Annotated in this window: 26 protein-coding genes and 2 pseudogenes; 3 read left to right on the forward strand and 25 right to left on the reverse strand. The window is 34.9% G+C overall.

Going from position 1 to position 23,252, the window contains the following annotated elements:
* Nucleotides 1–117: 117 nt before the first annotated feature.
* From I5818_RS26310 to I5818_RS20115, 10 genes are all read right to left on the reverse strand, one after another.
* On the reverse strand, nucleotides 118–240 hold the full coding sequence (locus I5818_RS26310) for a hypothetical protein (protein WP_257233915.1): 123 nt from the start codon (nucleotides 238–240) through the stop codon (nucleotides 118–120).
* Between the two features lie 8 nt (nucleotides 241–248).
* Entirely contained in the window at nucleotides 249–1,352 is a 1,104-nt protein-coding gene (locus I5818_RS20080) for a threonine synthase (protein WP_078109434.1), read from the reverse strand.
* Between the two features lie 162 nt (nucleotides 1,353–1,514).
* Complete coding sequence (locus I5818_RS20085) at nucleotides 1,515–2,015, reverse strand: DUF2798 domain-containing protein (RefSeq protein ID WP_058006672.1); 501 nt, start codon at nucleotides 2,013–2,015, stop codon at nucleotides 1,515–1,517.
* A gap of 140 nt (nucleotides 2,016–2,155) precedes the next feature.
* Nucleotides 2,156–2,215, reverse strand: coding sequence for a hypothetical protein (locus I5818_RS26130; RefSeq protein ID WP_235849547.1), 60 nt, complete (start codon nucleotides 2,213–2,215; stop codon nucleotides 2,156–2,158).
* 218 nt (nucleotides 2,216–2,433) lie between these two features.
* The gene (locus I5818_RS20095) at nucleotides 2,434–3,042 is read right to left on the reverse strand and encodes an ABC-2 transporter permease (RefSeq protein WP_078109435.1); all 609 of its coding nucleotides are present in this window, start codon (nucleotides 3,040–3,042) and stop codon (nucleotides 2,434–2,436) included.
* The gene (locus I5818_RS20100; protein ID WP_078109436.1) at nucleotides 3,023–3,904 is read right to left on the reverse strand and encodes an ABC transporter ATP-binding protein; all 882 of its coding nucleotides are present in this window, start codon (nucleotides 3,902–3,904) and stop codon (nucleotides 3,023–3,025) included. Before I5818_RS20100 ends, I5818_RS20095 begins: the two co-directional genes overlap by 20 nt.
* Nucleotides 3,904–4,281 carry a GntR family transcriptional regulator gene (locus tag I5818_RS20105; RefSeq protein WP_078109437.1) on the reverse strand — a complete coding sequence of 126 codons (378 nt, stop codon included), beginning with the start codon at nucleotides 4,279–4,281 and terminating at the stop codon, nucleotides 3,904–3,906. Before I5818_RS20105 ends, I5818_RS20100 begins: the two co-directional genes overlap by 1 nt.
* A 338-nt stretch (nucleotides 4,282–4,619) precedes the next feature.
* On the reverse strand, nucleotides 4,620–4,826 hold the full coding sequence (locus I5818_RS26135) for a DapH/DapD/GlmU-related protein (protein ID WP_235813427.1): 207 nt from the start codon (nucleotides 4,824–4,826) through the stop codon (nucleotides 4,620–4,622).
* Nucleotides 4,804–5,097 (reverse strand): LbetaH domain-containing protein, encoded by a 294-nt coding sequence (locus I5818_RS26140; RefSeq protein WP_235813428.1) that lies wholly within the window; start codon nucleotides 5,095–5,097, stop codon nucleotides 4,804–4,806. Before I5818_RS26140 ends, I5818_RS26135 begins: the two co-directional genes overlap by 23 nt.
* Nucleotides 5,098–5,382: 285 nt before the next feature.
* Nucleotides 5,383–6,267 carry an AraC family transcriptional regulator gene (locus I5818_RS20115; RefSeq protein ID WP_078109438.1) on the reverse strand — a complete coding sequence of 295 codons (885 nt, stop codon included), beginning with the start codon at nucleotides 6,265–6,267 and terminating at the stop codon, nucleotides 5,383–5,385.
* Between the two features lie 116 nt (nucleotides 6,268–6,383).
* Here I5818_RS20115 and I5818_RS20120 point away from each other — a divergent pair, with 116 nt between their 5' ends.
* Entirely contained in the window at nucleotides 6,384–7,325 is a 942-nt protein-coding gene (locus tag I5818_RS20120) for a DMT family transporter (protein WP_058006657.1), read from the forward strand.
* A gap of 32 nt (nucleotides 7,326–7,357) precedes the next feature.
* On the opposite strand, the gene I5818_RS20125 is transcribed toward I5818_RS20120, so the two are convergent.
* From I5818_RS20125 to I5818_RS20135, 3 genes are all read right to left on the reverse strand, one after another.
* The gene (locus I5818_RS20125; protein ID WP_078109439.1) at nucleotides 7,358–7,861 is read right to left on the reverse strand and encodes a GNAT family N-acetyltransferase; all 504 of its coding nucleotides are present in this window, start codon (nucleotides 7,859–7,861) and stop codon (nucleotides 7,358–7,360) included.
* A gap of 99 nt (nucleotides 7,862–7,960) precedes the next feature.
* Complete coding sequence (locus tag I5818_RS20130; protein ID WP_058006659.1) at nucleotides 7,961–9,163, reverse strand: macrolide family glycosyltransferase; 1,203 nt, start codon at nucleotides 9,161–9,163, stop codon at nucleotides 7,961–7,963.
* Nucleotides 9,164–9,282: 119 nt separating this feature from the next.
* Nucleotides 9,283–10,569, reverse strand: a complete 1,287-nt coding sequence (locus I5818_RS20135) for a histidine--tRNA ligase (protein WP_078109440.1) — start codon at nucleotides 10,567–10,569, stop codon at nucleotides 9,283–9,285.
* Between the two features lie 528 nt (nucleotides 10,570–11,097).
* On the opposite strand from I5818_RS20135, the gene I5818_RS20140 reads away from it, so the two are divergent.
* On the forward strand, nucleotides 11,098–11,646 hold the full coding sequence (locus I5818_RS20140; protein ID WP_078110673.1) for a stalk domain-containing protein: 549 nt from the start codon (nucleotides 11,098–11,100) through the stop codon (nucleotides 11,644–11,646).
* 131 nt (nucleotides 11,647–11,777) lie between these two features.
* On the opposite strand, the gene I5818_RS20145 is transcribed toward I5818_RS20140, so the two are convergent.
* From I5818_RS20145 to I5818_RS20175, 7 genes and pseudogenes are all read right to left on the reverse strand, one after another.
* A complete protein-coding gene (locus tag I5818_RS20145; RefSeq protein ID WP_058006662.1) occupies nucleotides 11,778–11,957 on the reverse strand; it encodes a hypothetical protein in 180 nt (59 codons plus the stop codon).
* A 178-nt stretch (nucleotides 11,958–12,135) separates the two neighbouring features.
* Entirely contained in the window at nucleotides 12,136–12,636 is a 501-nt protein-coding gene (dfr, locus tag I5818_RS20150; protein ID WP_058006663.1) for a DfrD/DfrG/DfrK family trimethoprim-resistant dihydrofolate reductase, read from the reverse strand.
* A gap of 18 nt (nucleotides 12,637–12,654) precedes the next feature.
* Nucleotides 12,655–13,208: pseudogene (locus I5818_RS20155) on the reverse strand (sugar O-acetyltransferase).
* A gap of 51 nt (nucleotides 13,209–13,259) precedes the next feature.
* Nucleotides 13,260–14,063 (reverse strand): HAD family hydrolase, encoded by an 804-nt coding sequence (locus I5818_RS20160; RefSeq protein WP_078110674.1) that lies wholly within the window; start codon nucleotides 14,061–14,063, stop codon nucleotides 13,260–13,262.
* A 109-nt stretch (nucleotides 14,064–14,172) separates the two neighbouring features.
* Nucleotides 14,173–15,399, reverse strand: a complete 1,227-nt coding sequence (locus I5818_RS20165) for an MFS transporter (RefSeq protein ID WP_078110675.1) — start codon at nucleotides 15,397–15,399, stop codon at nucleotides 14,173–14,175.
* 41 nt (nucleotides 15,400–15,440) lie between these two features.
* A complete protein-coding gene (locus tag I5818_RS20170) occupies nucleotides 15,441–16,469 on the reverse strand; it encodes an ROK family transcriptional regulator (RefSeq protein ID WP_209391806.1) in 1,029 nt (342 codons plus the stop codon).
* Between the two features lie 301 nt (nucleotides 16,470–16,770).
* Nucleotides 16,771–17,616: an AraC family transcriptional regulator gene (locus tag I5818_RS20175; RefSeq protein WP_078110676.1), complete on the reverse strand. Its 846-nt coding sequence runs from the start codon at nucleotides 17,614–17,616 to the stop codon at nucleotides 16,771–16,773.
* A 353-nt stretch (nucleotides 17,617–17,969) separates the two neighbouring features.
* Between I5818_RS20175 and I5818_RS20180 the strand changes: the two genes are divergently transcribed.
* Nucleotides 17,970–18,128, forward strand: coding sequence for a hypothetical protein (locus I5818_RS20180; protein WP_169793009.1), 159 nt, complete (start codon nucleotides 17,970–17,972; stop codon nucleotides 18,126–18,128).
* A gap of 54 nt (nucleotides 18,129–18,182) precedes the next feature.
* Here I5818_RS20180 and I5818_RS20185 read toward each other — a convergent pair whose 3' ends face one another.
* From I5818_RS20185 to I5818_RS20205, 5 genes and pseudogenes are all read right to left on the reverse strand, one after another.
* Nucleotides 18,183–19,022, reverse strand: a complete 840-nt coding sequence (locus I5818_RS20185) for an alpha/beta fold hydrolase (protein WP_078110677.1) — start codon at nucleotides 19,020–19,022, stop codon at nucleotides 18,183–18,185.
* Between the two features lie 156 nt (nucleotides 19,023–19,178).
* On the reverse strand, nucleotides 19,179–20,330 hold the full coding sequence (locus I5818_RS20190; RefSeq protein WP_058006215.1) for a cation:proton antiporter: 1,152 nt from the start codon (nucleotides 20,328–20,330) through the stop codon (nucleotides 19,179–19,181).
* Nucleotides 20,331–21,254: 924 nt separating this feature from the next.
* Nucleotides 21,255–21,823 (reverse strand): annotated as a pseudogene (locus I5818_RS20195) (nucleoside/nucleotide kinase family protein).
* A gap of 71 nt (nucleotides 21,824–21,894) precedes the next feature.
* Nucleotides 21,895–22,593, reverse strand: coding sequence for an SRPBCC domain-containing protein (locus tag I5818_RS20200; RefSeq protein WP_169846928.1), 699 nt, complete (start codon nucleotides 22,591–22,593; stop codon nucleotides 21,895–21,897).
* Nucleotides 22,580–22,906 (reverse strand): metalloregulator ArsR/SmtB family transcription factor, encoded by a 327-nt coding sequence (locus I5818_RS20205; RefSeq protein WP_078110679.1) that lies wholly within the window; start codon nucleotides 22,904–22,906, stop codon nucleotides 22,580–22,582. Before I5818_RS20205 ends, I5818_RS20200 begins: the two co-directional genes overlap by 14 nt.
* Nucleotides 22,907–23,252: the final 346 nt, after the last annotated feature.

The raw sequence follows: 23,252 nt of genomic DNA on the forward strand, positions 1-23,252 counted from the left end.
TAGATTCACTTGTTTATACTTTATCATTAAGTCTTGTCTTTATCCGAAGGGACAATGATTATCATACCAATCCGATATCGCTCTGTAACTAACATAGAGCGACAATCCACTTGCTAATTACGCCAATTCATTCGGATGGGTACCAGTTAGCGGAACAAAGCTGCCGTTTGTATAGGCAGCTTCATTAAATAAAAATGGCAAATAATCATTGTCCATCCATTGGACTAAAAAATTTCCCATTTTCCTATTTAATTAGATTTAATTCCCGCACCACAAAGTGGGATGACGATTTTTTCTTCTGGTTGCTTCTTATATTTTAAGTAAGCTGCATAGTTTACTGCTGATGTGACTTCTACATAAAAGCCTTTGGCAGCAAGCATTTGTCGTGCATTCAAAATTTCAGCTTCTTCTATATCAATAAATATTCCGCATGTTTCACTTACCGCTTCTAAAATTTGTTTTGAACGTGCAGGTGCTGCAATCGCAATTCCTTCTGCTAAAGTCCCTTGATTCGTAACCGGTGCAGCGACGTCCCTCCCATTTTCATAAGCCTGAACAAGAGGTGCACAGTTTGCCGCTTGGACTGCAATCATTTTCGGCATTTTATCTATCAATCCGTTTTCCAATAGCTCTTTAAAACCATAAAATGCACCAAGTAAAAGAGTACCATTTCCAACAGGAATGATTAATGAATCAGGTGCTCCTGATAATTGCTCATAAATTTCATAGGCATAGGTTTTAGTTCCTTCATAGAAGTAAGGATTATACACATGACTTGCATAAAAAACCTTTTCTTCATTTACTGCTTTTTGTGCTGCAGCCGCTACGTCCTCTCGTGTACCATGAATGGCCTTAATATTTGCTCCATGTGCTTTTATTTGCGCAATCTTTTTCGGTGAGGTTTCATCGCTTAAATAAATATCGCAGGCAATATGACAACGGGCTGCATAGGCTGCAATCGCCGTCCCAGCATTTCCACTGCTATCGGCAATCACTTTTGAAACCCCTAACTCCTTCGCCTTAGTCATTAAGACAGCAGCCCCTCTATCTTTAAAAGATAGTGTAGGCATCATATATTCGACTTTTACATATGTATTTGGCTCTAGGGGGTCTAAAACGATCAATGGAGATTGGCCTTCACCCATTGTAATCGATTTCCACGTATTCGAATCTTTTGCAAATGGCATCGTTTCAACATACCGCCATAACGACTTCGGATAGTTGTTCCAGGCTAACTTATTTATTCTTGGTGTCTCTTTTACAATATTAAATACGCCACCACACTCACACTTCCATAAAGTCAGTTTAATATCATACTTTTTTCCACAGCTGTTACAAATAAATTGTTCCATCATTGATAATCCTTTCAACTGTTTTTATTTTAAGTAGAGATTTTCATTTTAATAAAGTAAAAATTATATAACTATTATGTAGTACCTGTCCCAAGGTGTAAATTAAAAGCGTTATCCATTTAGGATAACGCAGTAGTCTATTGCTATCATAACCTTAAATAGTCATGAAATGCTGTGTATGTTTCCATATTTATTTTTATCAGATTTAATATACTTCGTAAAAATATAACGCACGATTGGGCCCATAATAATAAGTTGTAACGGCAAGGCAACGATTATATTTTTACCATAAACAGATAAATAATCAGTGATTACTGTGTTGGAATCAAATCCATTTTTTAAATTAGACATAATCATTCCGTAAATGGACATAAAAAACGCCATTCCAATAACCATACATATCGAAATTGTTAATACTGTATAGATCTTTTTTGTTGTATTGGCGGTTAATTGCAAGGCAATTTTTTTAGCAAGAGGTCCAACGAGAAACCAGTCAAGGATAAAGGCAATAATAAACCCCACCAGGAAATCTAAAATTCCTTCAATAAAAGTTATTTGACCAAAGGTACCATTAAGGAAAAAATTATACATAGTCATAACTAAAACCATTCCAAAACACATGAGTAAACCAAATTGTAAGCTTTCTTTCTTTGTTGTTGGCAATTCCATCATCCCTTCTTTTGTATACCTCTTGTATTATAAGGATGTAAAAATTGCCTCGTAAGTGAACATTTTGTGAAATAGGTTTTAATTCAATCAACTGACTGTTTTCTTCCTAACAGAAAAGTATTTCATGGCACCTATTAATGAGCTGGAAGCAAAGCGATCGAAAAGACCACTGTAAATCTATTAAATTGGACGATGTCATATGGAGTGAACCATTCCGTAAAACCTTAGAATTTGTTAGTCTATCAAAAAGTGCTCCTTTATTGAAGCCAGATGACCATGAAGAGTTGTCAATGATGAGAAAATGATCTGCAAACCCACGTATGCCCCAATGGAAATCATCCAACTACGATTTTGTTTGGTTCTCCTTTTTTTTGTGATCGTTAATAGCAATAATGTTTGAGAAAAAAGCCTTTTAAAATACTTTATTTCTATAAATACGAATCGATAGTAGCCATGAACCTATATATAAAGTTATAACCAATAAGCCAATCAAGAAATAAAGCTGAGTATTTTCTAAGCTTAGTAGCATGTGAACCAACTCTCTAATTCTATCGTTTAAGTTTTGAACGACAAAATTTACAACTAACAAATACACGCCAAATCCTATCATAGTAGCGATTAACAAGTAATTACTTTTGAACTTATAACAGAATGGCAACATTAATGAGATAGCCACCATCACAATTCCAACCATTAGCAGGATGTCTTTCCATTCAAAAAGTTCACCACGAATGATGAAATTTCCTATAAAAATGGTTGCAGCTACCATCAACGTAAAGAGAACCATAACAATATACTTTGAACTGACAATTTCTTTCCGCGTATACGGTAGAGAATTGATGAGCATATGGATGGAAGACTTTTCATCCATCGATATGGCATTCATCGAAATAGCAATACTAAAGACAATCCCTACCCAGAGGGGGGAGGCATCTAAAAATAAATAAATACATAAACCAAGTAATAACAGCGCTAATGTTTTTTTCTGTAAGGTTAGATCTTTACGTATTAAATTGAACATACTGTTCAGCCCCTTTCTTTGTGTAGTACATAATATCTTCAAGAGTTGGTTTTTCAATTAACACCATTTCACCAAATACCTCTTCTGTCCTTACTTTATTTGCTGTTAATGCCTCAAACCCATAATTTGATTTTCGGATTGATATAAATTCCTTTTCTGTCTCTCGATCTAATAGATCCAGTCCTCCTTTAACAATCGCGTACTCCTCTTCAATTTGATACAATTCCTTTGTAAAAATATGCTCTCCTTGATGAATAAAAGTGATATAATCCGCAATTGTGTCTAAATCCGTTGTAATATGGGTCGAAAAAAAGATTGTTTTATTTCCATCTTGCATAAGCTGATGCAGGATATCCAACAGCTCCCGACGAAAAATTGGGTCTAATCCAGACGTAGGTTCATCCATAATAATTAATTCCGCATGATGGGATAAAGCAATAGATAACGAGGCTTTCATCATCATTCCTTTGGAAAATGACTTGATTTTTTTAGTAAGCGGTAAGTTAAATATTTTTACATAATCATTGAAAAGCTGATCATCCCAATTTACATAGGACCGTTTCACAATCTCTTTCATTTCAGCTAATGATAAATGATCATAAAAAACATTTTCGTCATATACAAAACCAATGCGCTGCTTGATTTCTTTTTCATGCTCCTTATAATTCAAACCAAATACAGAAATCGTTCCACTATCAGGCTGCAATAAATTCATGATCAGCTTAATCGTTGTGGATTTCCCTACACCATTTCCTCCGATAAAACCTGTGACAAATCCTTTTTTTACGGTCAATGTTAGATCCTTCAGCTGAAAACCTTCGAATGATTTATGAACATTTTTAATTTCAATCACATTTTCCATCATTCTTCCTCCCTATATAAGATGGTAAGCAATTCTTTTAGTTCTGTTAGCATGACACCAATTTCCTTACTATTTTTTATCGCCGTCACCAATTGCTCTTCAATCGCCTTCATTTTTCCTTCTTTAATCATTTCATTATTCTGATCCGATACAAACGAGCCTTTCCCAACCACTGAATAAATAAAACCATTCTTCTCTAATTCTTCATAAGCACGCTTTGTCGTAATGAGACTTACATTCAACTCCTTAGCTAATTGGCGCATGGAAGGCAAATGATGTCCCGCTTTCAATCTATTCGCAAGAATATGATCTTTAAATTGAGTATAAATTTGTTCATATATGGGTTGCTTTGAACGATTCGAAATGATGATTTGCATGACAAAACCTCTTCATAAATTATATATATATCGATACATACATTATATACAATATACACAAAGTTATTTTCATTTTCAACATAATTTGGAAAAATAGTAAAAATATTTACCATACAATTTTTTCTTCCGAAAATGGCTCCAATTCTGGCAAGCGCCATCTGTTTAGAAAATACTGTTTTCATATAGTTTGTTGCTTTTAAAAAGCCTCTCCGTAAATCCTCAGATGATATTGATTCGTTATAACTTTACTTAAATATGTTTGAGAAAAGAGCCTAGAAAATAAAAAATGCTCTACTCTATCGTAAGTAAAGCACTTCATTAATTAGATAAATATACATTTAAATGTTTCTTAATATTTTCGCTGGATTACCTGCAACTATTGTATTAGCAGGAACATCCTTTGTCACAACAGAGCCTGCAGCAACAATGGAATTGTCCCCAATGGTAACCCCTGCTAAAATCACACAGCTTCCACCTATCCATACATCATTTCCGATTCTAATCGGTATGGCATATCCACTTTTATTTCTCCCTTTTGGTTCCAATCGAATGACCCGCCGTATATATTCCAACATTCGGTCCTATCATACAATGATCACCGATTCTCACATCAGCCATATCTAAAATAGTACAGTTGTACCCAGCATAAAATTGATGACCGACATGAATGTTGTAACCTAGGTCACAATGAAAATTATGTTCAATACTAGGGCTTTCACCAACACTACCGAATAATTCATTTATGATTTCTATCTTCTGTAAATCCTCATCAACGTCCATATTATTCAGTTTCCGAACAAGTTGATGTGCACGCACGATTACTCTTCCTTTTTAATTCCTCTGTCCCTCGTTCATAATAGATTTTTTCTTTATCATTCATCTCCTAAAACCACCTTCGTATTTCTTTCAAGCACATTACCCTACAAATCAAAAATGGCGTTCAATATGATTAATAAATACTTTTTCTTTTACTTTTTGTCCTCCAATTTCATATAGAACACCCCATAATAATATGCTTAATTATTTATTATATGGATGCCCTATTTTGTCCTTCTATTATTGAGTAATCTGTCAATTTTAAGAACGACTGTTTCTTAAATATTAGTCATTTTTATTTTTCTTAAATGTTAGAGGTGTCATGTTCATCGACTTTTTAAATTTCTCGATAAAATAACTTGTGCTGTTGAATCCTACTTGAAAAGCAACATCCGTGACATTTGAATCTGGTTGCTGTAATAGAGCTTTACTCTTCTGAATTCGATAATCCGTAAGATAATTTGATGGGGTTTTCTTTAAATACCGTTTAAAATAGCGACAGCATTCGGAACGGCTCAATTGCCCAGCTTGTGCTATATCTTTTAGCATGACTTTCTCTGTGTAGTGTTGATGAATCCAATTTAGCATTTGCTTCATTCGCTTGTTCCTTATCATTTCTGACTGTTCGTACTTTAATTGGAAACCGTTTATGATTAAGTTTTGCCACATCAAAGTTAATTGTACCGTGATGTCAATTTCATAATATGGGGACTTTTTTTGCATCAAATGATTGATTTTGATAATCGCCTCTAAAATGTTTTTCCCCCATTCTTCCTTTGTGTCTAGGTGAACATACGTTAAATTTGTTGCTTGAATATACGGAGCTACATAGGTTGCATAGAGATCTTGAGCTAAGACGAAATGAGGTGAAACATTTAAGCAGATATAAACACATCCAGAATGATTAATCTCCTCAGCCATGTGCAGACAGCCACTATTGATAAATAGTCCCTCACCTTCTTGGACGATTATTTTTTCTTCATTTATTTGAAAGACAGCTTCTCCTCTGATGATCAAGACAAATTGAATTTCATCATGCCAATGGAGGGGGATATGTCCATTTATATTTTGGTTAATTGCCGTTTCATAACAGGCAATCGGTAACAATAATGTACGATGCTCGGTTAACTCTTTATAACTTTGATCTACCGTGAAATGTTTAATCATCAATGATCACCTCAATATATTGATACTTTTATATTCAATTTAGATATTTTTTTAAGGAAATACCACTTATTATTACTATAGTACAACACGATTTTTATATTTAAAGGTGGAAAATAACTATGAACAGAGGTAAAGGCTTATTTCTTGTGATAACAGGAGCAATATTTTGGGGAATTGGTGGTACGGTAGCAAAAAAGCTGTTTCAACAATATGGGATTGATGTGAATTGGCTTGTTTCAACACGACTACTGATAGCTGGTGGATTACTATTAGTGATTCAATTAATTGGGAAGGACCGTTCTCAAGTACTAACGGTTTGGAAAAATAAAAGGACAGCAGTACAGCTGATCATTTTCGGTTTAATTGGTATGCTCGCGGTTCAATATACCTATATGGCCTCCATTAAACATGGGAATGCTGCCGTGGCTACGCTATTGCAATACTTAGCGCCTGTCATCATTATCATTTACTTAATTTTACGCAAACAGGCTACTCTAACACGGCAAGATATATATACCGTGTCACTCGCATTAATTGGTTGCTTTTTCTTATTAACAAACGCTTCACTATCACAATTATCCGTTCCGACACCTGCAATCATTTGGGGGATTTTATCAGGACTAGCGTTGGCATTTTACACTTTATTCGCTATTCCTTTACTGAAAAAGTATGATTCCCTTGTCATTGTTGGCTGGGCGATGATTATCGGAGGCTTTGCATTAAGCTTTATTCACCCACCTTGGCAAATGGACTTTTCTCATTTAACCCTTGAAGCATATTCATACTTAGTTTTTGTCATCATATTCGGTACAATGATCGCATTTTGGTTTTATATAAAAAGCTTACAAAGTCTATCACCTAAAGAGTCTAGTCTTTTAGGCAGCATCGAGCCTTTAGCTGCTGTACTAACGACTGTCTTTTGGTTAAAAGAGCCTTTTGGAGTTTTCCAATGGGTAGGTACAGCTTGTATCATAGGTATGATCCTATTATTGGCTTTAAATAAAAATGCTTCTTCGCCAAAAAGGCAATCTCAAAAAAAGAAGGAGACCCTTTATAGTTAATCTATTAAAGGGCCTCATTTTTATCTTAACGATCATAGACTCAAGCGCCAATTATTGCAGCTCATAAAATTTCCTGGAGGGTATTCGAATTCACATTCAGATAGTAATTGAAAATGAAGCTTCCGACAAATTGCATTTGATGCAGGATTATCAATGGAAGGGAAAGCATGTATGTATTTATGCTTGTTCATAGAAGCTGCCTCATCAATGGCTAATTTCACTGCATTTGTAGCAATTCCTTTTCCTTGATAGGCTGGTAGGATGCTCCATCCAGTTTCATAGATACTTTCTCCGTTCCAAGTAGTTTCCCAATAACCTACAGAACCAACATGTTCGTACTCTGGCAATACAATAACGGAAAACATACGCCCCCTATCACCTAATTCTAAATATCGTTTATGACGTTTCAAAATCTGCTCTTCACTCTCTGAACCTCCGAGGTGCTGCATCATTTCTGGAGAATTAATTTGAAATAGTAAATTAAGATCTTCTTCTGCCCAAGGCTTAATCTGAATGATTTGGTTACTTGCCTCCATATTTTTTCATCCCTTCACAACGTGTTTGTTACTCTTTCTATATGGAAGCAAGAATTTCCTTTATTACGCGTTTATTTACTCTCCCGCTCAATAACTTTTTTAAATCCCATATTTACTTTTAAATTTGAAAATCTCTTCAACAGCTTGGCGATATCCACCCGATGCTTGAAAGGATTCACTAGTATTTGCAGCCATGCTTTGGAAGGAAGGATTATTTAATACTTGATCTACAGCATCACGTAGTTGATCTTCGGTCAAGCTTTGCATATTTAATTTAATTCCTGCTCCGATTTTGACAACTTGCTTGGCAATGATCGGTTGATCCGCACTTTGTGGGATGACAATGAGCGGTACCCCATAATAGAGACCTTCATGTGCACTATTCATTCCACCATGGGTGATAAATAATTTAGTGTTTTTTAGCACCTCAGTTTGCGGAACATATTGTTTGACGATGAAGTTTTTCGGAATCTCGCCTAACTCAGCTATTTGAGTTTTCTCGCCAATTGACATGACAACATGATGATCCGTGTTCCCCAATGCTTGGATACAAAGCTTATAAAAGTCAATTGCATGATTCATGATCGTACCAAGTGAAATGTAAATGAGGCTTTTTCCCTTTATAGCACTCATGTCGAAGCTTTCTTGCGTTGGTCGGATAGAGATGGATGGGCCAACAAATTGATAAGTTTCGTCAAATGTTTCTGCAAGAGGTTGGAACTCCCTCGTTGTATAAACCATTGTAAGTGGTGCAGGATTACAAAATACTTCATAGGGCGAACGGATTTCAACATTATATTTGTCTTTAATATTAGTGGTCAGATGTTGAAAGTCATCATTTAGCGTTTTAAGTATATCTGTAGGGATATTTTCTGAAAGTTGCTCCAGCATTTGATCGAATCCTGTTTTTGTTTCGGCAAAAGAAGTACAGGAATTAATGGCCGGGAGTTTAAGGATTTGTGCAAGCAAACGTCCACACCCAAACATCGAATCGTGGATCATATAATCAAACTGCTCACCTTCTATTTGCTCAAGCACACTAGGTATGATGATGTCCGCTGTACGCAATAGACCATTGATTCTTTCGAGTAAATACCTTCGTCCACCCGAAATAAAGGCTTTAATAAACTTGTCACCGTCAAATGTTCTTACAGTAGCTCCTGTCTTCTCAATGCGCTCCCGATAAGCTTCTATTGTAAAATACACGACATCTTCCCCACGTGAAATAAGTTCTTGCACAACTCCAATCGTTGGATTCACATGTCCTTCTGATCCACCATTAATAAATAAAACACGTGCCATTTATACACACTCCTTACATTACAGTTCGTTATCTTGATTTAGCTCTTTTCTAAATTGAAAACCTTCAATTCTCTTAGAAAAGAGCCTTATTCAGTCATCATAGCTACGGAAACACTTTTTCAATCCCTATACTGATAAGATACTATTTTTTCATCACCTGTAAACATATCCTTGATTTTAAATTGATTATTTTCCACTTCATTCTCTCCAATAATGATCACATAGCGAATCTTCTCTTTATTTGCTTTTTCAAGGGCTTTACCTAGTTTTTTGTTACTCATCTCATATTCGACTTTATAGCCTTGTTTTCTTAAATAATTGGCTACTAATAAGGATTCTTTTTGAGTTCCTAATGGAATAATATAATAATCCACATATGGATTTTCCTTCATTTCTTCCGTAGATGTACGTATAGCCGTATAAATAACATCTAGGCCGAATGAGATTCCCACCGTTGAAAAGCTCTCATTTGTTCCTATCAATCCACCAATTGCATTATCATATCTGCCACCACTTCCGATACTGGATTTTATCGACTGGTCCGTTAAGAATATTTCATAAATAGTACCTGTGTAAATCTCTAATCCCCTTGCTAAAAAAGGATTAAATACACATAATTTCTCTACTTTAAGAAATTCTAGATAGGATTCGAGCTCTTTTAATTCATTTAAGCCTTGCCTTACTTTTTCATTTTGATTGGAATAGGATTCAAAATAGCTAAAACTTGTATTATTTTCATCAGTTAAAAATTGATTTATTAAATGAATCGTTGAACGTGATAATCCCTGTTCACTAAGTTCAGAAATAACAGCAGCTAAGCCTACTTTTTCGAGCTTATCTAGAATTAACACAACCTTATTCATTTTTTCAACCTCTATACCAAATACTTCAAGCATTCCAGTTAGCAATTTTCGATTGTTATACTGAATAGTTACCTTTAATTCAAGTTTATTGAATACATCCAAAGCCATCATCATTAATTCAGCTTCTGCTACTTGCGAATCTACTCCTACAATATCAACATCACATTGTGTAAATTCTCGAAATCTCCCTTTTTTTATAGGTCCATCCCTAAATACTTTACCAATTTCATATCTTTTAAAAGGCATCTTTAATGCCGGATTCATAGCAACAACTTTCGCAAACGGAATAGTAAGATCGTATCGTAATGCTAACTCTCTTTCACCTCGATCAGTTAACGTGTACATTTCCTCTAATATTTCAGCGCCTCCGCCATATTTCGAAGCAAGCAATTCAGTATAATTTAATATTGGTGTTTCCAGTGGTTGACATCCATATTGTATAAATACCTCTTCTAAAATTTGTCGAATATTTCTTCGCACCACTTCAGCATTAGGTAAATAATCTTGAGTTCCCTTCACATTTTGATAATCCATTTTCTTCATCGTCTTAACCTCCAAATTTTAATAAGTGTATAGCTCTTTCCTCCATGGAATGAAGAAGATAAGTTAAAACTTATCTACATAGCAACATTCCTAAAAAAAAACGAAAAAACCGCACTTGATTTAAGTGTTAAACTTAATCAAATACGGTTGAATGATAAATAGCCTTCCTATTTACGATTTTTAAAATCGGTTAGCAAGGCTACTTGATATGATGATGTAATTGTGAGAACAGCATAATTAACTGAAATGAACGCATGATACCCACCTCTAATTTCCAATAATATACTATACTACATGATTATTTTCAACAACATTCTGCTAAATTAAACGATAATAGTACAGTCAACTTGGGATGAAAGGTTGTTTTACACAGCTCTTTAAATGGCTATTAGGTAAAAATGAGTATTTAGGACTGATTTAGAATATGAAGTTGATTATACATCACAGAATTATTAGAATGTTATAAACAGCAATTGGATTAATGAATTAAAATATGGGAGTTATTTTTTGCAAAAAGGGGGCTAGAAAATGATTAGTAGAAAGTTATCTTTTGTTACTATATCCATTTTAATAACCATTTCATTAATGTTTTGGGGTGTAGAGAAACAAATTGCGAATGCGTCGACACTAACATCTGCATCAAAATATACATTATCTATAAATGGGAAAAAAGTTAATGCAAATGTTCAAGTCATCAAAGGAAGGAGCTACGTCCCACTAAGAGCCATTACAAACAAATTGGGATACACAATCTCATACTCTCTTGTAGATGAATTAGACCTTTATCAATATTATGAAATTGATGGAGCAAGCAAACGAGTCACTATTTGGGGAAATAAAAATAGAGGCTATTCGATTATAAAAAGAATTGGAAAAGAATATAGTCCTGACGATATTCAAATATATGATGCAAAAATCAAATGCGTTAGTGAAACAGATCTTTGTGAACTGATTAAGGATATCTATGAAGGTCCCTTTGTAAAAAATAATACACTTTATGTACCAATCCGCTACATGGCAGATGCGTTCAGTTTAAACCTAACGATTTCTAATAATATTATTCATATAACAAAATAAAACTATCACTATTGCAGATTTTCCATCTTCCCCCATTTCCCACTACTTCATATCAAACAGGACTCTGATACAAGCAGTGGGTTTCTTTCCTTCTTCTAGTCTACTGATCTTAATAGTGAATTCGGGGCTTCTTAGTTTACTTTCTCGTTTTTATCCATTAAAGCTGTAATTAGGATGTAAACTACCGCATAAATAATAGACCGAATAATGCTATCAGACCAATCAATTTCACCTTCCTTTATATAATCCCATATCACAAAGAAAATAAATATTGCTATACCAAATAATAAACCTTTCCAAAGTAAATTCATATATAAGTGCCCCCTGTAGCTATTGAAACTTCATCCTTGTAGAACATAATAGATGGGGAAAAGCTGTTTTCTTTAAATTAGTTCAGAATTTTTTGAGGTACAGGTAGAATGTTTTATTTGTTCAAATCTCCTACAACCTATCCTTATTCACAAAGTAAAGTCAAATCCCCTAAAAATTTTAGCTCTCAGTAGCGATATTTCGTTCATAAATATGAAAAAAATAATGATATGGATTTTTATCATCCTTTACCCCTTTTTCAACAGATACTTCTTTCCATTCATCATAATTCACTTCTGGAAAAAAGGTATCTCCTTCAAATTCATGATCAATTTTTGTTATGTACATTTTCCTAACATAAGGTAAGAATAATTTATAGATCTGTTCTCCCCCGAAGATAAAAATCTCTTCTTCGTTTTTACACATCTCAAAAACCTCATTCATTGAATAGGCCATTTCACAATTAGCAAATGTGACATTTTTATCCCTGGTCAAAATAATATTTCTTCTATGCGGTAAAGCCCTGCCAATCGATTCGAAATTTTTCCGACCTAATATGATTGGATGTCCTTTTGTAGTATTTTTAACATATTCCCAATCCCGCGGTATTCTCCATGGAATATCATTCTTATAACCAATGACTCTATTTTTATCCATCGCTACAATTAAAGAAATTTTCATATGCAACAACCGCTCCCGTTAAATCTGCTTAATTACTTTTGCTGGATTACCACCGACTACTACATTATCTGGTACATCTTTAGTAACTACTGCACCTGATGCAATGACAGCATTATCACCTATCGTCACTCCTGGGTTTATTACCGCACTCCCACCAATCCATACATTATTACCAATCGTAATAGGTTTTGCATATTCTTTACCCGAATTTCGTTCAATCGGATTCAGTGGATGTGTGGCTGTATAAATTTGCACCCCAGGTCCAAACATGCAATTATCTCCAATCTGGACTTTACAAACATCTAGGATGGTACAGTCAAAGTTTGCAAAAAAGTTTTCTCCACATGCGTATTATAGCCATAATCAAATCTTATATTTGGCTCCATATATATATTTTCACCAGTTGAACCGAGTAATTCCTTTAGTAATTGCGTTCGTTTTTCTCCTTCTGTTTCAAGGGTTTGATTATATATTCTAACCTTTCGTCTTGCTTCATCACGTTCCTGTAATAAAACTGGGTCAGCGGGATTGTACATTTCCCCAGCTAGCATTTTTTCTTTCTCTGTTTTCATAGGTATCCTCTTCCCTAGTTAATTTTTATGCGAAAGTAGTTTCGTAACTCGTTAATTTCCTTGTAAAGCCAATATTTGAATGATAGTTCGCATTACCGCATCTTCTTCATTCGATCGAGTAATAAAATTTGCAGCTTCCTTTACTTCTTGAACTGCATTTCGAACTGCAAAGCTGTACAAGCCGCATGCCATAAGCTCAATATCATTATGACCATCTCCGAATACCATTGTTTCTTCAAAAGTAACATTTAATAAGCGTTGTAAATGTGCCACTGTAGTACCCTTATGAACATTGACATTAGCTATATCAATCCATGCAGGCTCCGAAGCAACCATATATGCTCGGTCAAAAAACGGAGATAATTTTTCCCTCGTTTCAAAACAACCAAGAGCAGGATCATGAATGGTAATCTTAATAAAATCATCTGTTATCTCATTAAAATCTGATACCTGTTTTACTTGCGCATAGGATTTTCTAACAATGGCTGCTTCTGTTGGAGGGATGTTATTTTTAATCATTGCACCACTTCTAGTACAAGCAATGATTGTATGATTCAGACTTATTTTTTCAAGACAACTTATTATTTCCAATCCTAATGTGTTATTAATAAGAGATTCATAAACAAATTTTTTATTATGTTTGATTCGTGTTGCACTATCACCTAAAATCCATAAATCGTCTGCATCATCACCAAATAATTCTTCTATGCGCTCGCATTGCTTCCCAGTAACAGGGGCAAAAACAACTCCTTTTTCACTCATTATCTTTTTTACATCCTTATACAGCTCCCGGTTAAATTCTCCATCATTATTAAGGAATGTCCCGTCCATGTCAGATAACACTAATTTAATCATTAAAGCTCTCTCCCCTTTTTGTTTTAGATGCTCATTTCTCCTATCATTTACTTACTATTTTCTCAGTGAAATGGAGGTGGTTAACAAATTTTCAATCGATAATGATTAGTTATAGCTTTACCTGACTAGCATCATGTTTGAGAAAAGTGCCTTTCTTTTTCAAATAGATATTTAATTTTTCTGAGCTTAAAAGCATTGCTATAACAAAAAACAAAATACAAAACGGGAAGATCCCGATTGTTGAATGAGATGCAAGGAAACCAAGAAGCGGCGGCATAAAAGTACTACCAGTATAAGCAACTGCCATTTGATAGCCCATAATTATCTGGGATTGCTTTTTCCCAAATCGAGTGGGTGTTTCATGCAACATACATGGAAAGATTGGCGCTAAACCTAAGCCGACCAAAATCATACCGACCAGTGCGAAAATAGATGGAAATGGCAAGAATAAAAGTATGGCACCAATTAAAGCAATGATTTGCCCTAATCGAATGAGAGTAGCATTATTCATTTTAAAGGTAATAAATCCTGTAATAAATCGACCAATTGTAATTCCTCCATAATATAGAGAAACCCATTGGGCAGCAACCGCTGCAGGTAAGTGTTTTACATTTACTAGAAAACTACTCCCCCAAAGACCAACTGTTGATTCAACCGCACAATAAAATAAGAAAGAGATCAGTGCCAGTTTAACTCCTTTGATTTGTAAAGGTTTTAGATTTTTTGTATCATCCTCAAAATTTTTATCTCCATCTGAATCCTTATTTAGAGTGATATTCCTATTTTTGATCACTCTGTTCCATAAGGGCAAAGAAAGGAACAGGATGACAACTAACGTAAACTGAATGCCGGAAATGGCAAAATATCCATTTCTCCATGAATTTTGTCCGGAAATAAATTGAGCGATAATAAGTGGCCCCACTGTCGCTCCGACTCCCCAAAAACAATGTAACCAGCTCATATGGTGTGCTTTATAATGTATAGCAACAAAATTGTTTAACCCTGCATCAACCGCTCCAGCACCTAATCCAAGAGGGACGGCACATATAAATAACCAAATAATTGATGGGGAAAAATAAAATCCTAGCAAAGCACAAGCAGTCAACAAGCAACTGATTAAGGTAACTTTTCCTGTTCCAAACCGTTTAAGGATCTTTCCACTCACTAAACTGGAAATAATCGTCCCTCCAGCAATTGTCATAAAAAGGAATCCCGCTGTATCAAGTGGCGCATCAAAATCCGATTGCATTACGGGCCACGCTACCCCCAGCAATGAATCTGGTAAACCTAAGCTGATAAATGCCAAATAAATAATGACCAAAAGGAATGTTGCCATCCTACACCTCACCATTACATATTTTTGCGTTTCCTTTTGTTTTATTTGCTTATTCTGTTCATCATAAGATCAATTCCAAGACTTTGTAATCCAAATAAATAGTCCTGTTTCCACTCACTCACTGTTAACTCTGGTAGATGTTCTGATGGGATATATTGCGAACTGACTTTCGTGATTTTTTCCAATACTTTCTTTTCAACTTCATCATTACAAAAGATGATCGTATGAGGGTTAATAATCGCTACAAATGAGGCTATTAATCTACTGATTGCGTCTATTTCATCATCCGCGGCAATCATTCTTGATCCACTTTTCTTTTCTAACACCTGACCAAAATTTCGATCATTATACTGTGGGATGTATGAAACCTCTCCAGAGAAAAAAGTGCTACCTCTTACTACATCACCATTAATCATAATTCCCGCACCTGGACCATTTTGACCAGAATACAAATATACTAGTGATTGATTTTCTTTGATCCCCTTATGATAGTGAAATCCGAGAACAGCGGCATTCATATCATTCTCAACTACAACAGGTAAAGAAAAATAATCCTCATAGTATCCTTTCAAGTCAAAATTTTGAAATTGCATGTAACCAGGTATATGAAAAATCCGACCACTATCAACTGAACCTGGAACTCCGATTGTGACCGAACTGATTTTGGGATAGGAAGTCATTATAATTTCAATGCACTTTGTTAATAAATTCAGCCCATCATCAACTAATACACTTGGTGCCTTTCCAAGTTTCTTTATTTCACCGACACAATTGAAAATTGCATAATTCGTCTCTGTCTTCTCTAAGAAAATGGCGAGACCTAGCATATGCTCCGGATTGTATCTATATCTTTTCGCCTTTCTCCCGCCACTAGAAGCATCAAAACCCACCGAAATAATTTCCCCATCCTTCTCCATTTGCGTTAAAAACTTGCTTATCGTTGGAAAACTAATATCTAAAGCGTGGCTGAGCTCAAGTTTAGTCGCACTTCCAAGGTCTAAAAGAGTCGAACGAATACCACGAAGGATAAGCTTCTTCATCGATTTTGGTGTTGCAAAAAGGTCACTCACTAATTTCACCACCTAACTAAATGCTTATTAAAGAACTTTAATAAGTTTTGGTGACAATATACCATATAAGTTTTTTAATAACAATATTAAATTGAACTTTTAACAACTTTCTGATTATAAAATCTGTACGCATCCTTATAAAAAAGTGCTTCGTTAGTAAAATAGATGAACCTTCTGGAAAATGCGGATTTACATCCTTAACAACATCCAAATATAAAAAGCCTCAATTTCCTCAGAAGCTAAATTTGAGAATTGGGCTTTTTTCGTTTCAAATAAACGGTATCTTACAAATGTATATATTTTACTTTGGCAAAACTGGGACCCAAAGTTCATGTCGTGGTTTATGCTTCGGACCGTAATAACATTCTATACACGGTAAATTTGCCAGTTCGTACTCAGAAGTTGGAACCCATTCAGAATATAAACGTTTCCATGCATCCACTATGTTCGGAAAAACAGCCCATGTACTTGCTGGAATAATGAGTGTTTCCATTTCGGCTGGGGGTTCCCCATCGTATCTCACACCCATAAAGTAAGTAAACTCTTCATCTGTTATGGCTGCCTCTTTTCCACAAACCCCCAAAAGGCTTTCAAGCGTGCATTTTGGATTTTCCCATGACATATCTTTTAATTCCTGCATGAATCCATCTTTTTTTGCAGTGTTCCAAAGCGTAGGAATTGTATTAAATGCTCTGCTAGTCTTTACTGGTTTACCTTTTCCTACAATTCTTAATTCGAAATCTAGCTTTTCAATTCTGTAATCCATCTCGGTATCTCCTTTAATAGAAATTTGAAAGGAAATTTTCGGAAAGGCTTTCAACTGGACACCTTTATGACGCGCATTAGATGGGGTTACTCCATGCATTTTTTGAAAAGCACGTGAGAAAGTATCAGAAGAAACATAACCATATTTTATTGCCACATCGATGATCCGAATATCACTTGTTTGAATTTCAAATGCAGCGAGTGTTAATCGCCTTCTTCTAATATATTCAGAAAGCGATATCCCTGAGATGGAAGAAAACATTCTTGAAAAATGAAATTCAGAGCAATTAGCTGCCTTTGCAATCTTTTTATAATCAATCTCTCCATCCAAATTACTTTCAATATAATCCAATGCATAATTCATTCTATGTAGCCAATCCATAGACATACTCCCTTTCAACTATACTGTAAAACATGAATAATCATACTACCCGACATTTCATGCCTAAAAATGTTGGTAAATAACTACGACATTTAATAGAAGGATAAGCTATTTTTCCTTCTGATCGTTTCCTATAAAATGGAGCTCCCTAAACATTTGTATTGATTTTTACAGTCCTCCTTTTTTATAAAAAGCAATGGAATCACATCAAAGACTTGAAATGATTTACCAATCTAATAAAGGAGAGATTACCCAAAGAATGATTCGTATGCCACTTTACTTTAAATAAAATCTCATAGAACCAATTTCTTTGTAAATAATAAGGTTAAATAATAATCCGAGGTGATCTCAGTATGCAACAGAATCAACAAGGTAAACAAAATATGGGTTCTATTATGAAACCAGAATTTGCTGGAACAGATAAACAAAAGGTAAAACAAGAAATTCAAAAAGATGTAAGCCAAGGACAAGGTGCAATGACATCCCGAGAGGCAGGAGCAATGCGCGATTAAAAGCCACTTCGAGTGGCTTTTTTCACCCCTATCCACTGTCTATTTCATATCAGTCTACTGAACGCAAGTCGACTTAACGAACTTCTTAAATTTATCAGCTTCTTCAACAAAAGGATGATGATTACTATGCTGAAATGTTGTTAGTTTGGCATTGGGAATTAAATTTGCAATCTCTACCCCATATTTATAAGGACATTGCACATCATGCTCACTAGCATAAATATAACTTGGTATTGTTATGTTTACTAGCTCGTCTCTTATGTCATATGTAGGAATTTCTTTCTCAATAAAATGGTTTAGACGAACGCCAACAGTCTTACCACTGTTAGGAATTTTTAACGCCTCTTTAAGGGTTTCCTCTGAATAAAAGGACATTAAATCCCATTCATATCCTAATTGTTTCCGAGTTTCTGCTGGGGTAAGCGGATCATTCAGTTGGCTCATAATCTCCATTATCCGAGTAAAGTTAGGATTCCTCCTAGAATAAATACACTTCGGATCTGAACTATATTCTTTACTAGCGGACGTTCCTCCTGCAATTATCTTTGTTAATGATGATGGTACAAGTATGGCATATTTAAGTGCGAGCATCCCTCCTGTGGAATGCCCAGCAAATCCCCACTTTTCAAATCCTAGGGCAAATCGGATAGCTTCTAAATCTTTCACGGATTCATCCATACTATATTGATTTTCACTATGGGCTTTGACAGAATTACCACAACCACGAAGATTTATTAAGAATACTTTGTAATCAGATGTAAATGGATTGGCAAAAGTATTTCCACGTTCATCATATGAACAATATAGATGAGTGACGCACAAAGGATTTCCACTACCAGAAACGAACACTTCAAATTTCCCTCTATTTGTTTCAATAATATCTCGCTTCCACATTTTTCTCCCTCATTTTCTCCTACTACCTTGATTTGTTCATTTAGTAACTTCAACAAAAAAAGCGTTTATCCTTCTTGGATAAACGCCCCTGATAATTAACTCACTTTCATTGTATAGGACCTTCACTTAGTTAGAAATGAATGATGTGATCATTTGTTAAGCGATATTCGATTCTTTTTTAGGATGTGATTTAAAAAACAATTTCATCATTGGCGGGGTAACAATGGTGGTCACAAGCACAACCACAACAATGACAGCAAACATATCTTGACTTAATAACTTTGATTCTAAGCCAATAGATGCAATAATTAATGCCACTTCCCCACGAGAAACCATTGCTGAGCCTATCCCCAATGAGCTATTCCACCCAAATCCAGCTAGCTTAGCACCAATAGAAGCGCCAATTAACTTTGTTAAAATTGCTAATATACTCAGAATGATTATTATACCTAGATTTTTCGTAATACCTGTAAATTGTGCTGTGACACCAATTGAGGTAAAAAACACCGGAACGAAAATGGAATAACTAATCGTTTCAACCTTCTCAAAAACCTCGTGTTTGAAGTTAGTTACACTTATGGCTACACCAGCAATATAAGCCCCAATGATTGCTGCAACCCCTGTATATTCCGCAAAATAGGCATAAATAAAACAGATAATTAATGCAGACGAAATGACCGTTTCTGTTACTTTTAATGATGAGAACCTCTTCAAAAACCAAGGAACTACCTTCCAACCAATAAGAATAGCTGCTGCAAAGAATACAACTTTCTTTAAAATAACAGTCGTTAAATGAACATCTCCCCCAGCAAAACTCATTAAGAAGGCCAAAGCAATGATGACAACAACATCATCAATGACGGCAGCTCCTAATATTGTCGTTCCTTCAGGTGTTTTTAATTTGTTCATTTCTTTAAGTGCTTGAACGGATATACTCACACTTGTCGCCGAAAGCAATAAACCTAAAAACCATGATTCCATCGTAGTTAGATTTAAAATGATTCCCGCAAAATAACCTAAAACAAGGGGAACAATAATCCCTCCAAAACCTACAAAAGTGGATGCTTTTCCTGTCCGTTTGAATTCTTCTAAATCAGTCTCTAATCCAGCAATAAACATTAATAAAATAACACCTATTTGACTAAATTCAGCTAATGTTTCTGTCTCATTTACTAACCCTAATACCGATGGACCCAGAACAATTCCAATTAAAAGTTTTCCAAGAACAGATGGCTGCCCTAATCTTACACTCAGACTCCCAGCTATCTTTGATGCAATTAAAATAATGGCTAATTGTAATATTACCACCCTTTTGACCACCTTTCTTTTTATAAGATTGGTTAAAATCTAACCAAAAATACAAAAAGAGCCTGTTACTAAAAGACATAGTAGTCCCTTAGTGACAGGCTCCTCCAAGTACGTTGTATTTAATTATTTACATTGTAACATATTCAAAGCTGAAAAGCAGGAAAATTCTTTTAATATTTTCATTAACCAGATATCGACGGAATCAAAACAGTTATATATAGTCGACAATCATTAAGAAGTAAAGTTTGAATCAATATGCGGTAACTAAGAGAGCGTATGAATACCGTGAAGGAGGATATTGCGTCTGTACGGTAACTATACAGAATGATTGATTACCCTGAAGGTAATAATTGCAAGTGTACGGTAACCAAAGAGAGTGATTGATTACCCTGAAGGGGAAAATTGCATGTGTACGGGAACCATACAGAGTGATTGATTACCGTGAAAGTGAAATTTGCATGTGTACGGGAACCATACTGAGCGATTAATTACCCTGAAGATGAAAAAGGAGTGTGTACGGGAACTATACTGAGTGATTGATTACCCTGAAGATGAAAATTGCATGTGTACGGGAACTATACTGAGTGATTGATTACCCTGAAGATGAAAATTGCATGTGTACGGGAACCATATTGAGTGATTGATTACCCTGAAGGGGAAAATTGCATGTGTACGGGAACCAAAGAGAGTGTTTGAATGCAGTGAAGGAACAAAATACCTCTTCACAGAGCTAGTCCCTTTCATTTCACGAGAAAAGATCTGAAACTTCTATAAGACCGCTCTGAATACTTTATTGGGTGTAAAACATGTAGTTGGGCTTTTACACCTAATATAAGATTCAGCGATTCTTATAAAGTTTGTAGCTCTTTTCTCAATGAAATGAAAGGTGGAGCGGTCTTCAGCTGATATTTATTTCTTAAAACTTTACTTAAAAGACAACAATGTTTTAGAAAAGAGCCTTAAAATTTCATCATATATTTCATTTACAATTCTAGATATCGAAAATGTTCCATCCACAATGATGTCTGAATTAGGTTTAATTGTCTTTAGCATTTCAAGATAGCCCCGTCTTCCTTGTGATAAATAGTTTTCCATTTCATTCAAGATTCTTTCATGGGAGCTATTTTTAAAATCCCTTATTACTCTACGTGCCATTGCAATATCCAATGGAGTATCAATATACACAGCTAAATCAATCAATTGACTAGTTTTAGAGTGCTTATACGCAAATGGATAATCGAGTACAATGAAATCTAAAGGTTCAGAGAGTAATTTATTATATCTTTAATGAACGGATCTAAATTCCATTCATCATAATTAGCCCCATTATCAACCCAATGAATAATGTCATTGGGACCATCAAAATCATAGTCATCAAAAAATAATGTTTTAGAATTAAATAATCTATCATTTAAATGTTTGGTTATTGTTGTTTTCCCTCCACCAGAGACTCCAGAAATAGCAATAACAAATGGTTGGTTTCCTTTCTTCATAACATCCACCTCTATTTTAAAAGGCTTACTTTGTATACCTCTCCTTTATTTCCATAAACGTTCATTGATTTTTAATAAGGCACTGGATATCTATCTACAAGACAGTTTATCTGAAGCTGTTCACTTTGTCTTACGATGGTCATAGCAACTACGCAATCGACAGTGCTTTGATTTAATGTTCGTTCAAATGAATCATATCCTTCAATTTCATTTCCATCCATTTCTATAATAATATCATCAGGCTTAATTCCAGCAGCCGCTGCTACCGAACCTTCCTTCACCTGTAAAACCTTTGTACCTTTATTTTTCTCGTTGGTTGTATGTGCAATACCTATCCATGTTTTCCAATATTTTGAGCGATTATCAATTCCAGTTTCATAAACACTCTTTAGATTTTCTAAAAATTGAGCTGTTCCAAACAACATATTTTCCTTTGTAGCTGGGTTCATTTGACTAATAAAAGAAGCCTGATATTCAATACTTACCTGAATCCCATTTTCAACTTCTCTTAAAGAAGTAATAGTCGTAAAATCCCCATCAAGGCTCTGAAGTACAAAGCGTTTCATTGGATCTATTTCTGTAAATACCCCTTCACATGTTGCCCCCCAGCCATGTTCCATATAGCCTCTTCCACCTATTCGAAATTCAATCTCAGCATTTTTGGTATACCAACGGTTTAAATGCTCAGACTTTGTCAACGCATCCCAAACTTGCTCTAAAGGGGCATGAACAACAATTTCTCTCACTACAGATTCCTCAGTCATCTTCATCTCGAAACTCTCCTTTTTCCACATAATTTTTTAAACTTATGAGCTGTTCATCAAGTAGTTCCCCAATATAATGAAGCATTTCTTGGTAAGCCGTTTGGAGTATGCTGAGATTTAATGAATAGATACGATATTTCCCATTCAACCTTTCTGAGATCATTCTTTCCTCCAATAAAATAGTCAAATGCTTCTTAATCGCAGGCTGAGAGATATCAAATGCATCGACTATCTCCTTTTGAGTTTTATTTCCTTGTTTTAGCATACTTAATATACGCCTTCGTGTTGAATCACCTAAAGCTCGATAAATATCTGGCACCTATCATACCCTCACCCTCATCATATAACCATTAGGTTATATGTAGTATAAAAATAAAAGGAATAATTGTCAATATTTTTCTGAAAAGTTAAATATATTTTATAACCAAACCGCCCCTCTCGAAAATGTTCTCCTTTCTGTTTCAACAGTTAGGTTTCATCCTGTTGTTATAATCATAAAATATTAATGGATGTAAATGTAATACACTGATATTTATTTTTAGAAAATTATAATTATTTAATCATCAATTGTGTTATTATAATTTAAAGGAGGTTGAGTCATCAATGTGGTGGTTATATGTATTATTGGGAATACTAATTGTACTTCCAATAGTTTTCTTTTCTAA

It is taken from the genome of Heyndrickxia oleronia (assembly GCF_017809215.1).
GTDB classification, from domain to species: Bacteria; Bacillota; Bacilli; order Bacillales; family Bacillaceae_C; genus Heyndrickxia; species Heyndrickxia oleronia.